The sequence below is a fragment of the Vibrio tubiashii genome, from assembly GCF_028551255.1.
GTDB classification, from domain to species: Bacteria; Pseudomonadota; Gammaproteobacteria; order Enterobacterales; family Vibrionaceae; genus Vibrio; species Vibrio tubiashii_B.
This window is the reverse complement of record NZ_CP117030.1, coordinates 266,326-282,361: the sequence shown is the minus strand read 5'-3', so window position 1 is coordinate 282,361 and position 16,036 is coordinate 266,326. Positions and strand designations below refer to the sequence as shown.

The following is a 16,036-nucleotide window of genomic DNA, read 5'->3' as shown; positions in this document are numbered from 1 at the left end:
TTATTTCCCTATATTCCTAACCCTGAAAACTAACTAGCGATAAAGTGTTTAATACTCTCAATAGTTGTCTTATCAGTGCCAAAGCCACCATGTGTGGTGTAAGTTGTTTTAAAACCATCCTGGGCATCTTGCGGTGTGGGAGATTGCACTAGATGATCAGGCTGCTCAATAAAACTTTTCCATTGTTGTACGCCTTTACGGTCAAAAAACTGATTATCTTGATAAAATCGCATCATGCCCGCTAGGGCTTTATCAGTTTCACCTTCAAGAACACCACTGATAAAATAAAGTAGCGACGCGCTATAAACAAAGGCGACATCATCTTTTTTTTCATACTCATCAGACATAGTGAACATACGGAAGTCTCTAAATAAAGCGCTTCGATTAACTACTGATGAAACTGCTTGTTCAGCCGTAACTGCAGGAGCTACAAACACGACTTTATTAATTGTGAGATCAGGGTAATCAATGGCGACCATATCTAACAGGTGACAGATTGCTACAGACCCAGCGGAATGACCAACAAGATTAATCTCTATAGGCTGCCCCGTTGAAATCTGCCTACGGCTAAGTAAATCAATAAGGGCTGTTCCTAGCTTCTCCGTCTTCTTTCCCTGTTCAAACATCTGGTCAGTTTTTAGTTTCATCGCACTCCAAACAGACTCGCCAAGTTTATCTAAATAGTAGGCTCGAAGGGTCTCTTCAATAAGTGTCGGAATCACCTCATGATTGCTACCTTTATAAAAGCGTACTGCCGAGCTAGCCACTACCTGAGTCGCTTTCACCAGTGTGCGAGCGCTACCAAACAATGCCTTATCTTGATCAAGAACTTCGGCTTCTGAAGCTGAGATCTGAAACCGAAGGTCTTGCTCTTCTTCAAGCACTTTCTGCGCACTAACTAAAAAAGAATCATAAACAGCTTGTTCATCGACTAGCTGTCGAGTGTGATCACTTAAGCTTCGGCATATATCAGCATCATTTTGCTTCATCATTCCATGCACATTAGTACGTTGATTGAAAACCTTGGTCGCAAGCTTAATTATCCAACCAAAGATGGTTTGTTTGGCGATATCACCAAAACGTTGAGTCAATGTTTCACCTAGACCAGATTCCCAAACAATACAGATCGGCGTACTCTGATCGGTGCCAAAATATCGAATGAACTTATTGGCGGAGTCCATCCCGCGACTCTCAGCTACCAAACCACCATGAAAGTACAGAGTAACTGAAGAACCAGACACTTCACCAATTGCCTGCTCAAGTTGTTGATATGTCGTATGGTGGTCGCCAGATGGGTTAAACCCTCCCTTTGGCCCCGTATGAAGAATTAGTGCCATTTTTTGCTCCTGATTCTGACGTCAAAATTTTATAAAGTGCCGTTAAACCAAAAAACTATAGTCTACAAAAATAGGGAGTGCTCAAACGGTACGCCCAGTCGTGTCACACTTTTGGATATCAGCTAGGTCCAAAACAATTCACTCGAAATATGCAATCCGACATACCAAGACTAAAAAGACAGTAACCGAGTTCCCTTCTACTCAGAATGTTTGGTTAGAAATTGCACCCATACCCTATTAGTGGCATATTGATGTGATACTGTTTGCCATCAAACTAGGGAGAGTTAAGTGCATAAGGTATTTGTTTTTGGGACGCTAAAGGAAGGTTTTCCTAATTTTAAAACTAATAAAGGGACTCGCTATGGCAATACATTCCAAACCAAACAGCGATTCCCTCTTTACCTGATTGGTGAACGCCACTCCCCTTGGTTAGTGTTACAACACGGACAAGGTCATCCAGTTAAAGGGCAAATTTTTAGCGTTACTGACCAAGCGTTGTCGGCAATGGACAAGCTTGAACGTATTGGTGCGAAGGACGGTTATCGGAGAATCTCACTTGAAGTTGAGTGCGTGGAAACTGGGGAATCACTGACCGTGTTTGCTTATGGTAAACCACCAGAAATGCTCAAAGACGCTGATATTCGTGCTCAGTTAACGGATGAATATTGTTTGTCACACGCGAAGCTTTATCGTAGCCGCTATGCCACTTCCTAAAGGTTTGAAATGGACATTCTGAAGTTTGCAGAAAAAGCCATGTCTATGGACGACAACGCATGGGCGAAACACTCTAGCCCTTGGAGTGTCTATACTCGCTTTTCCACTCTGCCGCTGCTCACCTCTGCCCTAGCATCAAGAGAGTGGTTAGGCTGGTATGCTTTGGTTCCAACACTTTTGGCATTAGCCTGGATTTGGTTAAATCCGCGAGTGTTTCCTGCTCCCACTTCAACCAATAATTGGGCTTCAATGGGGACATTTGGCGAACGCATTTACCTCAATCGAAATAAAGAAGACTTAATCCCCAAGCATCACCTTATTATGTGCAAAATATTGATGCTGCTACAGCTTCTCGGTTTACCCGTTTGGCTCTATGGGGTTTGTACACTCCATGTCGAATCGATGCTATTCAGTACATTGTGGCTTATGGCCACCAAGGCATGGTTTGTTGATCGTATGGTTTGGATTTATCAGGATGTGAAGGATTTAAACCCAATTTATCAGTCTTGGCATAAAGACTAGGCGACACTACTAGCGACTACCCTCAGGCAGGCTTCAGATATTCGGCTAAACTGAAACCATGACAAATTAACAGCAGTTTAAACAAATGCTTAAGCAACCTGTTTGGTATTGTGTGTAGTAAGGATTAGTCAATGGAATCTGGTGCAATTGAGTTTGCCTTTGAAGTTTTCATTTCAGCGTGTTGTGTTTATGTCGCTGCACAAATTGCACTTGAGAAAGTACATTTCGCTTCTCTCGCAGCAATCGTTGTTGTTGTGTCTCTTTTTTCCTTGATTCCTTCACTAGGGTGGCTGATCAGCTTAATTGTGTTTGTTGCTCTTCTTTACTACGTGACCGAAACACCTCTCGAAGGTTGTATATGGATCGCATTCATCTCCAAATTAATCAGTTCCGTTTCCATTGAAGTAATGCGGTACTTATTCATCTAAACTTTCTTGCGTCGATAATCTTGAACCACGAAAAATGGGACTAATTTTTAGTCCCATTATTTTAGATCTTCTTTCGTTATCTTTACTCAGTTGGATTGATCGTCACTGGCTTGAAGGTCGCCGTAGCATTACCACCAGCTCCAGGGCGATCCACATATGGCGTGTTTTGCATCAAGGTGTAATAAACATCGACATAATCGTCATCGTTGGTCAGCAATCCATCAGGAATCACGTCAATAATTTTTCCGGTGATCTGAGCGATAATGGCATAGCCTTGCACTTCCGGATCTGGAATCATTTTTAAGATCTCTTCAGCGGCTTTCACTAGAAGCTTGGCAAGCTCCTTGTAGTCAGTGCCGTCGTCCTGCTCCATCAGAACCATATCAACGGCTCCCCAGCGGTAACGAGGCCAGATTATGATTGTTTGCCCTGGATAGTAGTCTTGGCCGTCGTAATCAAGGTAAGGCATTTCAACTAAATCTATCTGAGGCGCGTCTCTGCTTGGATCAACACCAGTGATGATAGCGTAGATCTCTGCCTTGCCAGAAATCCAAGGTTCTTGGTCATCATTGAGGCGAATTTTGGTAAGCTGAGTCGTACTCAGGGGTTGCACATCTGCTGCCATCGCTGAGCGTTTAAACCGCTGCGTTTTTGGCTTAGCAACGGGTTCATCCGTTGTTAGCTTGGTTGGTTGGCCTAAACGATGCATCTCTGCCTGCATCGCTTGTAGACCCGCTCTTAGCTCCTCGGCGCCATTACTATCAACAACCAGAACAGGTACGTCTGGCATTTCATACACATCTAACTGGTGAAGCTGACCATATATGTCGTAGGCCTCTATGTACTGCCAATTGGAGTCATCACCAGCAGGTTCAAATGCGAAAAGTGGGCTTTCCCCCTGCTTCCACTTCTCTACCATCGAAGCATCAGCAATGCGTAGCTCGATTAAAGAGTCCGTAAAATCTTCGACTCCTTTGATCGTCCGGTAGTCTTGGTCTGCTTGTTGTAACTGACGACTAAAGGCCGAGTACGGTTGGGCCGACTGAATCTGACTGACGGATGCCGACAAATTCTTCTCGGTGATTTGCGCTTTCAGGTTAGCTTCTAGCGATTGGTACCTTTCACTGAACTGAAGTGCGAGTTCTTGTTTCTGTTTGGAGATTTCTTCTGCTTTCGACACCGGAGTCATGTCTTGTGCAATAAGAGGTTTTGCGTTGGATTGGAATCCAACCACTGCCGTTGCAAGCATTAAGCTGATAGAAATATTCGGTCTCATAAATGATCCTCATTGTAATAATTATCAGTAGTAGAGTAATTAATCTACAACTACAACCTATCAGCTTGATGGATAAGAGGAAGCAAAATGATTAGATTTTGGCCAATTTTTCTGCTCAAGATCACTCTATCACATAAAATATCAATATTTAATATTGCCTAAATTAGCAACAACGAATTTAACCTCTACCTATTGATGCTTTTGTAATATCATTTACTAAAAGAGCGCCGTTGGCGCTCTTTTATGTTTACTTTTAGTAACTTGCAAATAGCTCTATTTCACTGCCTAAGTGAGAAGACTTGAGAGTGAAGTGGACATAGCTCGTTTTTTCGACATTGAACTCAAGATACTGGTGTTTGCCCTGTGAAACCGTGGAAAAGTCATACTGATTTTCAGATGCCCAAGCCTCTAGACCAACGTACATATCGACTTCTCCTTGCGCTTGCTGTTTAGGTGTCAACCAAACACGGACAGTACCCGGCTGTTCAACGTACAATCCGATATAACGACGCTCATTCACAGTGAGTGATTTAGCCCTGTTATTTTCAATCAATAGTGGCGATAGGTCATCTTTCGGTTTATGAGTTTGATTTTGCTGTTTAGCAAACGTAACAACTTCGATATTTTGAAATGCCTCGCGTGCTGCCAAGCTAAAGTAGTAACGCCCAGGGGCAACCAATCCGTTTGATTGTGCAATGAACTGAATCGTTTCTTCACTTCCACGCTGGAACTCTGAAACCTGGTAGTCATAATAGTGAGCGACTTTCTCGTAACTAGCGTAAAGATCAGCGTCTCCGTCGCCTGTTATCGAAATACTGAACTCCGAAATACCGTTAGGAACATCAACATAAAACAGCTGCTCCTGATAATCATCAGCCTTAAAACTCATTGTTTGATTTAAGCCGATGTTTAATAGATCTTGTGGTTGAGGTTTGTCAGTTGTGCCCGATTCACCATTGCCGCCACCCTCTTCTGCATCCGGCTGTTTTGACACCACTTTCAGCCAAGTAGCAAACTCAGCATTCAAGTTAACACCAAGCAGATCTACTTCGCGGGACCATGTCACATAATCGCCCGAACGAGCAAACTGAAGCAGACGGTCAACTTCGCTTGGATGTTGCTCGAACAGGAAACGAACCGCTAAGTAGCCCCATCGGTAAACTCGATTAAGGTCATGCTCATATGTTGTTGTCAGTATTTCTGCCAATGAATAGTTTTCATCACCAATGAGATCCACCGCAGCCTGATAGCCTTTTTTGTAATGCATGTACTCAGCAAAACCTTCGAGCCACCAAACAATGTTTCCTTCACTTAGTGTCTTACCAAAACCACCATACAAGTTGAATCGACCATCAAGATAGTGAACGTATTCATGTTCTAAATTGAGGATTGAGAGTTCATCTGACGAATATCGATACGCGAGAAATCTCGCCATGTTGTTCTCATCCGAAGGGTCTCCTTCCAAATACTGACCACCGTTATCAGTACTATTACCAAACAGAAAGTTCGAATATGTGGTGTACGAATTATTGTCTTGCCAAACCACAACCTCTACCTTGTTGTTATGGTCGTCTTTGACTGGAATCTGACCAGTATTGGCAACTAGATGGAAATCAGCCTCAGTCGAACCCAGTATCTCGCATGCCTGCTGTGACTGCTGCTGAGTAAGGTTCTGAGAGCGAATGACTGCCGGACCATTACACTCATACCTATTCACTAACAAGCGGTGCTCTAGTTGCTGCTTTTTACCCTCAACATTGAGCTTTTCCGCCTTTTCGGGCGCGTAGAACATCAGCATTTCAGCGGATGCCAGCCAAAGTTTTTCACCTTGAGTTCCGATTTTATGCTGAGCCATAATGCTTTCTAAGAAAGGCATGACTTGCTGGTTCAGCGATTCGTTTCTGCCCGCTAGAAGACGACCTGTTTCACGCACCGCGTTGTAAATAAGAAACTCAGAGTCCGTCCCTAGAGCCCATAAGTTGCTATCGACAAATTGTTTTAATCTTTGCAAGTACTGGGGATGTTGTACCAACTCCTCATAGAAAGCATCGCGAACAATGTGACCGCTCATTGCTCGAAAGAGGTTATTTAAGCCATCAACGTACTGAAGATTGTTGCTGTTTTCACGATCAAACGACTCTAGTAAAGTCAGCATAGACTCCATCGTTACGTGAAGCTGTTTAACACTATCGACTAACAAGGTCATAGACGACATAGCCCTAACTTGCTCGCGACCTAGATCTGTTGCATGTTGAGAACGAATAAAGCGATCTGAAATTTGTGCAATCGAGCGACTCAAATCATCTGAAAAGTAGCCGTACTGCTCCTGTGTCGAATAACGAGCAAAATACCCCGCTTTAATAAACTCACTTAGATTAGCAATACGAACTGCCTGCGCGTCTTCCCCCTTGTACTGGTTCACTTCAGCACTTAACGCGCGTGCTACTTGGTTTAGTGATGCTTCACTATAAAGTGAAACAGCCGCTTCAGCTGGCGCATTGAACCAAGATTGATAGCAAGATAATTGAGCAGATGCGATATCCTCTACCCATAAATGACCTTGAGATAATTCGTTAAATTCGCATTGTGTAGACGCTTGAGCGTAGCTTCCCAAGCTCGCTACTAGACATGCTCCCGCTAATTTACCGAGAGCCCATTGACGTTGTTTCATTTGCAACACCCTGTTTTTATTGATAAATGGCAGGCGCGTTATAACAACAATCAATATATTAACTAAAAACATATCAGAAGCCTTTTAGACTCCCATTCAAAAATTTCGCTCTCTGTTCAAATAGCAATCGTTTTCATTAAACACTTATTTAACAATTACTTAGAATTAAAAAAGTCGATGCGAAACTGGCTAATCTGCTCATTGTAATAGGCCATCCAATCTGAATCAGTCATCGCGCTGTAAGTGGAAGTTCGCTGTTGACTCAGTGAGGACTTCAATGCAGAAAGCTGGCTTTGATAGTCTTTTACTTCTTGTTGTTGCTCCTTTACCTGCTGCTGCCGAGTGCTGATTTCATTGATTTGTTCACTGCTTAGGTAAGTCGCAGCTAGTTGATTGACGACCGCATCTCTTTGCTGCTGGCTGTAACTAGCCGGAATGAGAGAAACCGCCGTTTCAAAAGTGGCAACATCACCGTCCAATCCCACCGATGCCGAATTCTGTTGCCAACGCTGCGTAAGGGATTGGAACTCGGCGAGGTAATCGTCTGGCGAGATATCAGCGAGTGCTTGGGAGTCGAGAGCAAAATCATAGGCCGCAAATTGATCTGCGAATATTGTTTCAGCTTGCTGACCCCAAATCGCTTCTGCCTCACGTTTAAACTCAGTAATTTTGTCGGCTAACGTTGCTAGTTGGTTTAACTCTAGATTCCCTAATCTGTCATGCCATTGCTGCTTCAATTGAGGATAATTTGCCAGCAAGAAGTAACCTGAATCAGTCATTAAAGATTTCAGCGAGACCAGTTGCATTTCACAGTTGTTCAATTCTAGGCAATGTTGCCAGAATGCTTCGAGCTCCTGACTTAGCGCTGTCCCTTCCAAAGCTGATAAGCGTGCTACCCATTCATTCACATTCGGCTGATTAGGCTGAGCAGATGGCGCCTGAGTTGGAGCTTTGTCTTGTTGAGCCAGATTATCAATAGGAAGAGACGCGTTCTCTTTGTCAATCGCCGACTCTACAGGGCTAACGTTATGATTCATTGTTGAAGAAGACGGGCCCTCAATGACGAACCAACCAATAATGCTCGCCGAAGCGACGAGCATAACCAATGACAATAAACGCAGCATTATTTCACTACCGCAGTCACTGGGAAATGATCCGACAGATTATAGTGTTTCCATAATCGTTCGTCGGTTGAGCGAGGGACATCAACACGGTTGTCGTTATAGGACTTCACCTGATACTCATTACTGACCATCACATAGTCTAGATACTCGACATTTTCCCCCCCAGACATAGCTTCACCAGCAAAGTCGTTGATTCGAGGATCAAACGTCGACGCCGTATAGCCTGAGTAGGTTGGCTCGATAGCGCTCAAGTTGGCAATCATCTGTTGGTAATCACCCGGGAACTTCAGCTTATTGACGTTGAAATCACCGCTGTACACAACAGTATCTGTTTTGGGAATATTGAGTGACGTCGCTAACTGGCGAATCTGTTTGAACTGACGCTGACGGTAATCCCTCGCTGTATCGGTATCAAACGACGCAGTATGAGTGGCGAATACGTGGTAAGCCTTTCCACCTTTGATCACCTCAGCATAGTTGACACCTTTATCTGCAAAGCAATCCGTGCCGGTACAGTCAGGGAAAACAAATTGCGCCTGATTCACAATAGGATAGCGACTCACGATCATCACGCCACCATCGTAGATGTTGATCCCCTCCTTATCGAGCATCTTGGTTTGGTAGGGGTATTCTTTCGCCAGTTCACGCAGAAAAGCATCACGTCCACTTGCAAATACTTCTTGCAGTGCCAACACGTCATAACCTTTCACATATTCAGGGATCAGATCATAACGATCACCAATATGAGAAGCGATAACAGGTAGCGCCCAAATATTGTAGGTCATCATTTTGAGGGTGTTTTCATCGCTATCTACTTGCTCTTCGACCTTTTGTGGCGTGATAGTGTAGTAAAGGTCATCATAACGAGCTGTTTTAGCCGATTTAAAAGCAAGCTCAGCGCTGCGCTCTCCAAATGATTGGCTGTTGTAACGGTGAATATCTCGATCATCTTTCAAACTTAGCGAAACATCTGACGCAGATACACCATACTCAATAGAAGAGTTGTACCAATGCCCTTTCATCACCTGATTTAGCGTTACACTTTCACCCACCGGGTTTGAAACAACAGTACTAAAACGGTAGGTTTTGCCGGATTTAACCCCTTCCCAACGGTTGAAGCTCATCACCTGTTTGGTTTCCCAAGGTCCGAGGGTTTCAACATGCTGCTTCCACTCTTCACCATGTTTGAGAATGTCTGTGCCGTCATGGCTGACTTGAATGGTCAACGCTTGGCCGGAGTTGTTAGTGAGATACACATCTGTGTCAGCAAAAGCTGAGCTTGCCATCAGAGCGACTAAGGCGATGGAACACTGCTTAAAATTCATTACGTTATCCTTGTTGTGTTTTGGAGGCTTGAATCTAGAGCATATGCTTTACATAAATGTTATGAATGTATGACATGGTTATTTCGCAGTAATCGCGATACAAATTCGTGAATCAGACATTGTTTAAGTGCAACAAGAAGCAAATCTATAAATAAGTATCTGGCAAAAGATCAAACTTTCATAAACTGTGGTTCATAACTTCTACTGAAAAAGCTCAGCGATTGCTGAGCTTTTTCTTTGGTTAGATGATTACGGGCGACAGCTTGAGGTATCGAAATCAACGACTATTGCTGCATTTTCAAAATTGCCGGAAACTTTCAAATATCCCCAGTAGTTGGCTTGCCCAGCGATAGTGATACACTCACTGTTGCCTTCATTGTCTGACCATCCATGAAGGTTCGATCCTGCTTCATTCGGCCATCCAAAATTGCTGTATTCCAATTTAAGATCACCTGTCCCATTGGCAGAAGTTATTGCCATCGACTGATGCTCATTGACCCCTTCGATACTGAGCCAGATGGTTGACTGGCTCGCAAGACATGCAGGCTCTCCTACCACCAATCGTCCGCCTGAGATTTTGCTTTGTACTGCACAATCAGTAGGTAGCGAAGAATCACCTCCTTGCTGTGAAATCACAATCGAAGCGGTCGTCGTGCCGGTATTTCCATCGTTATCCGTGACCGTTAAGCGGACCGTGTAGTTACCCTCGCTGTTGAACTGGTGCGACGGATTGGCCTCGGAACTTGTCGAGCTATCACCGAAGTCCCAGAGGTATTTTGTGATTTGGCCGTCTTTGTCTGTACTACCTGCACTGCTGAATGAAATGGATTCACCGACTTTACCCTCACTGCTTACATTGATTACCGCGGTCGGTGACTCTGCACCGCCACTGACCAGTTGTTGTTGCCACTGTTCAAACTCAGCCTGATACTGAACTGCCCATTGATTGATAATGACTTTATACTGTGACCATTTTCCGCTTCGTGTTTCAACTAACATGCGGTTGACGTCATCCATGTGGCGTTCAAACATAAATCTCACGGCTAAATAACCCCAACGATAAATGCGATCGACATCGAAGCCATCATAAGTGGTTTCGAATATTTCGCTTAATGTGTAAGTAGAGCCATCTTTAATTGTCTCTATCGCTTTAGGATTGTTGTCTTCATTTGCGACATACTCAGCGACACCCTCACTCCACCACACGACTTTTTCAGTTGGATGACTGAAGTCGCCATACATGTCGAATCGCCCATCTAAGTAGTGGACATACTCATGTTCAAGGTTCCAAACGAAGTGATCCGGGTTAGCGTAAGACGCTTCATAAGCAATGAAGTTAGGAATATTACCCGGCTTAGAAGGGTCACCTTCTAGATACATGCCACCATTGTTAGTGCTGATATCAAAAATAGGACCTGCGTATTTGCCGTAATCGTCACTGCTATCGAAGATATTTACCTGCAGCTGAGTATTGTGATCGTCTGCGACAGGCTGGTTGCCAGTTTCCAGTCGGGTATGGAAGTAACCTTCCTCAAAACCCATTTTTTCACACGCAGCCTGATGCTGAGTTTGGGTCATATTCTGAGACAGAATACGAATAGTTGGGCTACACGTGTAGCTTTGTGCCAACACAAGGGATTTCAGTTGTTGTTCAAAATTACAGATCCCAAATTGAGAACAATCGGAATGATAGGAGGCAGTATCAGCAGTCGCGAGCCAAACCGTATCACCATAGCCATACATCTCGTATTGGCTGAACACCTCGGTGACCTTAGCTTTTACTTTCGCTTCAATCGCAGTGCCACTGTACTTTAGTAATCTGGCCATTTCACGACCCGCGTTAGCGGTCATAAACTCATCCGCTCGCGTAATAGAATCTCGATTGAGTGCCACCTTAGCGAGTGCGTCGACCAAAGCGGTCTGCGAACCTATCGACTGAACGTATTGGTCATTCCATTGCCCCCCGAACAGCACGGTGAAAACGCCATTGACTGCATCACGCATATACCAATGCTGAGCGTAATCTGAGTTCCAGCGATTTAGCCATTGAGTAATAACATCAAGGTAGGCATGCTCAAGACTTGCGCTATCCATTGTGATGATCACTTCGCGCAACACCTTACCGTGAGCATCGCTGCTTTCATAAAAGTTAGCGTTGGCGACAAAAGCATCGACCGCTTCTTTTACCGCAGGTGTCACCCAAGATAAAAAGCTCACGTTGTTGTTATAAAATTCAGCGTAGTAGCCTGCTCGCAGGAAGAGGAACAACGCCTCTAACTCATCACTTCCACCACCCTGATATGCTTTTGCAACATTCACCGTGTGCTTGGCGACATTGAACATATTGCTAGACTCAAATGCTGTTTCTTGAACGCGGCTTTCTGCTGAGAAAAGTTTGTTCACACAACTCGCTCCCTGCGTCGTAATCGCGGAAATAAGCGTTGTACTATTTGAGGTAGCAAATGTCTCTACATCACAGGTTACCGCTGCTTCGTCTGCAGCAGCGGCAAACATCTTAAAAGTTGGCTCTGGTTTTTGAGTGAGTGTTTTCTTTGGCGCGTTGTCTGGTTGATGATCTTCGACACCATGATGTTCATGGTCATGCAGAACACTTCGGTCTACATATTGCGGCACTGGCTCGCTCGCCGCGTACACGTTCAAAGAAAATAAAGCACCTGCCACTGCTATTGTTAGTTTTTTAAGTTCCATCTTAGCTCTTCTACCTATGTATATTTTATACAAACGGCATTGCCGTCACCGGATCTCACTTACTGCGAAATCACTGATTAATCTAGACGGGAAAATCTTAACTATGAAACAAATTACTGATACTCAATTTTTGAGTCTCAGTTTATAAGACGCACAGAATCACTATTTAAGCTTGGATACTTATTCATTCATTAATTTAGTAGCAGTGACTTTCTAAGCTTTAAAAGTGGTAGACGTTACGTGTATAGGAAAAGCATCATACTGGCTAAAGTGTGGGATAAGGTTGAGATTTAACCTAATGAATATCAATGAAAAAGCGCCATACTGGCGCTCCTATCAAACTTGTTTTTTCGCTGCAATTGGGGCTAAAAGGATTTCGCCCAACTATGGAGAGCATCTTTCATCTCGGCTCGGTCATGTTTCATTTGATGCATTTCTCCATCACTAATTGGAGAGTCTCGCAACTCAAGGGTTCGAATCTCTTTATCTAATGAGTTGTAGTTTCTCATCATCTGCGCAAAGTCCTCATTGGTTTCGACAAGCGCAAGAATCGCATCTTTATATTCAGGAAATTCTTTTAGTAGAGAATGATCTTCACCGAGCATATGTACTCCTCCATGGTAGAAATTAGCTGTTCATTTTTTAACCATAGCAACGAATACTGCCTTGAAATGTGCGCTCTCGCACTTACTGGCAATAAACTTCCCGTTCAAGTGTACTTTGATTATGGAAGCTTTAACCCATAATCTTCGGAAGATTCGATTAATGTAGTCTTGAGTCATTTGTCCCATAATGGCTACATCGACATCAGACAGGTTCAGTAAAATGCAAAAGGTTATTCTCGTAACAGGCGCAACAGATGGCATCGGTTTTGAAACTGCAAAAATGCTCACTAGCCAAGGGCATCACGTACTTATTCATGGCCGTAATCCAAGCAAACTGCAACACGTAGAAGAAACACTAAGTCAACTTGGCAACGTCTCTAGTTATGTGGCGGACCTGTCTGACTTATGTGACGTAGACAAGCTCTCCCAGCAACTTATTAGCGACTTTGAAACCATCGATGTGGTGATTAACAATGCGGGCGTATTTTCTACCCAACAACCACGTACCGAAGAGGGTTTAGATGTCCGCTTTGTGGTCAATACACTTGCGCCTTATAAACTCACTAAAGCGCTTTTGCCTTTGCTACCAAGTGATGGTCGAGTAGTAAACTTATCTTCAGCCGCGCAAGGAAGTGTCAGCATTGAGGCTCTTATTGGCAATAAAGCGCTTGCTGATGGTGACGCCTACGCACAGAGTAAGCTCGCGCTCACTATGTGGTCTCGTCACTTAGGTTTAGCTCATAAAGATACTGGCCCTATGATTGTGTCCGTCAATCCGAAATCGCTGCTTGGGAGCAAGATGGTAAAAGACGCGTTTGGTATTGCTGGCGGCGACCTCAGCTTAGGTGCCGATATACTCGTAAGAGCAAGCCTTTCAGCCGAGTTTGCCAATGCGCATGGACTCTATTTCGATAACGACCTCGAACGTTTCTCTGAGCCGCATGTCGATGCGCTTGATGACATAAAAGTTCAACAAGTCATAGAGGCAATTGAACGCTTAGCTTGATCGAGAGTACTCACTAAAAACAAAAATCGGTGTTTGGCTTAACCAAACACCGATTGTTTTCTGTTTAAGCGAGTGCCTAATAAGCAAATGTCTCTCGGTAGGCAAACAAGCCTTGGCTGCCCCCGGTATGTAAGAACAAAACATTACTGCCCGCTTTGATCTATTCCGACCCAAAACAAACTAAGCGGTTGTCGCTTCTTGGCCGCGCTTGAAAAACTTCTTAGGAACTTTAGTCAACAAGATACCAAAAAGGAGAGGTAACATCAGAACAACTGACTGATCTGAGATCATTTCATCATTCACATAAGAAGAAATAAACAATGCGACAATCGGGAAGATCAAAAAGCAGATTGAAGCATGAAATGGGGACGACACCTGCCCCAGTTTAAAGTAAGCCACGATACCGCCAACACTGGCGATCAAACCAAGATAGATAACCGCCCAGATCGAGTCGCATGTGAACGCGTCAATCTCTACGTTTTCACCGACCGCCGAAACCGCAAATAGAAATAGAGAAGCGATAGAACAAGGTATCGCGTTATAGGTCAGAACCTGAACATCACGACACTGCTTTTGAGCAAAGACATACATAAACGCGTGGATCGCAACAGCCATACCTAGCGACAAGGTACCAATGAGATAATCTTCACCTCCAAGCTCCATTTCATTAGATAGGATGATGCATAGGCTGATCACCGCTAACACTAAACCGAACATTTGGTGCTTTTCCAAACGTAAACCTAAAAATAGCGAAGAGGTTAACATCACTGCAATCGGCATATTGGCAAAGATAATCGAAGCGAGACCCGACGAAATGTACTGCTCGCCGTAAATCATCAGCGTAAACGGGATAGCAAAATACATAATCGATACAATCAGCATCCAACGACGCTTACCCTTAGGAAAAAGCAGCGGTTGGTTAAATGCTTTGGTTAAGACAATAAGCAGTGGAGCTGCAAGCAAAAAGCGTAGAGCAGTAGCAAACATGGGTGGAATGGAGTGCAGCGCGACTTCCATCGCAAACCAAGTTGTCCCCCATATTAAACAAACCGATAGGAACAACAAAAAGGTAAATGACTTTGAATTCATGGTGATAACTCATCAACTACGCAAATGAAAACTGTGCACTGAAGCACAAAAAATTTGGCATGTAGTCTAATGAATCACTAAGAGAAAATGTTTTCCTTTTACATCAAACCTTATCCGTTAAAGGTAAAATATTTCTAATTAACCGAGATATCTTAGAAAATTTTTATACCCGGCAAATAATGCAAACGATAACCTTAGTTAAAAAAAGGTTATGAATAGAATTAAAGCATTTATGGTCGCTATACAAGATAGTACTTCAAGAGTGAGCCACTATGATTTAGCAGGATAGTAATGTTCAAAGTTGGGAATATGCTGCTCCCAAATAGGCGGAGTCCCAATATACTGTTGAACAGCCGTAATAAACTCTCTTACCAGTGCCGTCTGCTTACGGTGAGGGTATAAAGCGTAAAGAGCCAGTCCTTTGTTACACAAGGTATAGTCCGTAAGAAGCGGCTTCAGCCCTAGCTCATCAATAGAGCAGTTTAGATTGGAAGAAGAAAGCGTCACATAACCAAGCCCATCTTGAACCGAAGCAATCAAGGTCGGGACATCATTTACTTTGAGCTTGCCTCTCATCTTGTAGTTAATGATATTACTGGAGTTGGGTTGCTCGCTAAGCCTCATCGTATCCACGGTCAAAGAGCGGTTGCTGTACACCACAGAAGGAAGCTTCACTAGCTCTTCAGGGGTTAACGGCTCTCCATACTTTTCGATAAAACTGTGTGAAGCAAGGATCACCGCCCTAATATCGGCAATCTTTTTCGCAATTAAGCTCGAATCATCTAAGCGCCCTAAACGAAACGCCACGTCAAAATGGTCAGAGATAATATCTGAACGTTTATCATCCAGTAGCAGTTCAATCTCAACATCTGGATATGCCTGCATAAACTGACTGATCACCGGGCGAAGGTAGTTTTGACCCACATGGTACGGGGCAGTCACTCTAATTCGCCCTTTAGGCTGAGCATGATAAGAGTCAGCGATTGATTGAACGTGAGTCAAAGTCCCCACAAGGTTATGAGCTTGTTCGAGAATCTCTTCTCCTGCTGGCGTTAGTGAAAATGAGCGCGTCGAACGGTTAAGAAGCTGAACGCCTAAATCAGACTCTAGTTTTTTTATCTGCTTTGATAGAGAAGAGTTGTCCATATCATGCAGAGCGGCAGCCTTAGTAAAAGAGCCTTGCTGGACGACATCGATAAACAGAGAGAGTTGATTCACTAACGCCATATT

Annotated in this window: 13 protein-coding genes; 4 read left to right on the top strand and 9 right to left on the bottom strand. The window is 43.8% G+C overall.

Going from position 1 to position 16,036, the window contains the following annotated elements:
• Positions 1-29: 29 nt before the first annotated feature.
• Positions 30-1,337, bottom strand: coding sequence for a hypothetical protein (locus tag LYZ37_RS16630; RefSeq protein ID WP_272787986.1), 1,308 nt, complete (start codon positions 1,335-1,337; stop codon positions 30-32).
• Positions 1,338-1,625: 288 nt separating this feature from the next.
• Between LYZ37_RS16630 and LYZ37_RS16625 the strand changes: the two genes are divergently transcribed.
• The 3 genes from LYZ37_RS16625 to LYZ37_RS16615 all read left to right on the top strand — a co-directional run bounded on the left by LYZ37_RS16625 (position 1,626) and on the right by LYZ37_RS16615 (position 3,001).
• Complete coding sequence (locus LYZ37_RS16625) at positions 1,626-2,051, top strand: gamma-glutamylcyclotransferase family protein (protein ID WP_272787985.1); 426 nt, start codon at positions 1,626-1,628, stop codon at positions 2,049-2,051.
• A gap of 9 nt (positions 2,052-2,060) precedes the next feature.
• Entirely contained in the window at positions 2,061-2,573 is a 513-nt protein-coding gene (locus LYZ37_RS16620; protein WP_272787984.1) for a DUF6653 family protein, read from the top strand.
• Positions 2,574-2,704: 131 nt separating this feature from the next.
• Positions 2,705-3,001 carry a hypothetical protein gene (locus LYZ37_RS16615; protein ID WP_272787983.1) on the top strand — a complete coding sequence of 99 codons (297 nt, stop codon included), beginning with the start codon at positions 2,705-2,707 and terminating at the stop codon, positions 2,999-3,001.
• 82 nt (positions 3,002-3,083) lie between these two features.
• Here LYZ37_RS16615 and LYZ37_RS16610 read toward each other — a convergent pair whose 3' ends face one another.
• From LYZ37_RS16610 to LYZ37_RS16585, 6 genes are all read right to left on the bottom strand, one after another.
• Positions 3,084-4,277 carry a DUF3103 domain-containing protein gene (locus LYZ37_RS16610; protein ID WP_272787982.1) on the bottom strand — a complete coding sequence of 398 codons (1,194 nt, stop codon included), beginning with the start codon at positions 4,275-4,277 and terminating at the stop codon, positions 3,084-3,086.
• Between the two features lie 253 nt (positions 4,278-4,530).
• A complete protein-coding gene (locus LYZ37_RS16605) occupies positions 4,531-6,948 on the bottom strand; it encodes a M9 family metallopeptidase (RefSeq protein ID WP_272787981.1) in 2,418 nt (805 codons plus the stop codon).
• 155 nt (positions 6,949-7,103) lie between these two features.
• Entirely contained in the window at positions 7,104-8,072 is a 969-nt protein-coding gene (locus LYZ37_RS16600) for a chromosome partitioning protein ParA (protein WP_272787980.1), read from the bottom strand.
• A complete protein-coding gene (locus LYZ37_RS16595) occupies positions 8,072-9,397 on the bottom strand; it encodes a sphingomyelin phosphodiesterase (RefSeq protein WP_272787979.1) in 1,326 nt (441 codons plus the stop codon). Before LYZ37_RS16595 ends, LYZ37_RS16600 begins: the two co-directional genes overlap by 1 nt.
• A 249-nt stretch (positions 9,398-9,646) precedes the next feature.
• Positions 9,647-12,106 (bottom strand): collagenase, encoded by a 2,460-nt coding sequence (locus tag LYZ37_RS16590; RefSeq protein ID WP_272787978.1) that lies wholly within the window; start codon positions 12,104-12,106, stop codon positions 9,647-9,649.
• 365 nt (positions 12,107-12,471) lie between these two features.
• A complete protein-coding gene (locus LYZ37_RS16585) occupies positions 12,472-12,711 on the bottom strand; it encodes a YdcH family protein (protein WP_004744651.1) in 240 nt (79 codons plus the stop codon).
• A 220-nt stretch (positions 12,712-12,931) separates the two neighbouring features.
• Between LYZ37_RS16585 and LYZ37_RS16580 the strand changes: the two genes are divergently transcribed.
• Complete coding sequence (locus tag LYZ37_RS16580; RefSeq protein ID WP_272787977.1) at positions 12,932-13,717, top strand: SDR family NAD(P)-dependent oxidoreductase; 786 nt, start codon at positions 12,932-12,934, stop codon at positions 13,715-13,717.
• Positions 13,718-13,897: 180 nt separating this feature from the next.
• On the opposite strand, the gene LYZ37_RS16575 is transcribed toward LYZ37_RS16580, so the two are convergent.
• Entirely contained in the window at positions 13,898-14,806 is a 909-nt protein-coding gene (locus tag LYZ37_RS16575; RefSeq protein ID WP_272787976.1) for a DMT family transporter, read from the bottom strand.
• A gap of 270 nt (positions 14,807-15,076) precedes the next feature.
• A complete protein-coding gene (locus tag LYZ37_RS16570) occupies positions 15,077-16,033 on the bottom strand; it encodes a LysR family transcriptional regulator (RefSeq protein WP_239851524.1) in 957 nt (318 codons plus the stop codon).
• Positions 16,034-16,036 lie beyond the last annotated feature (3 nt).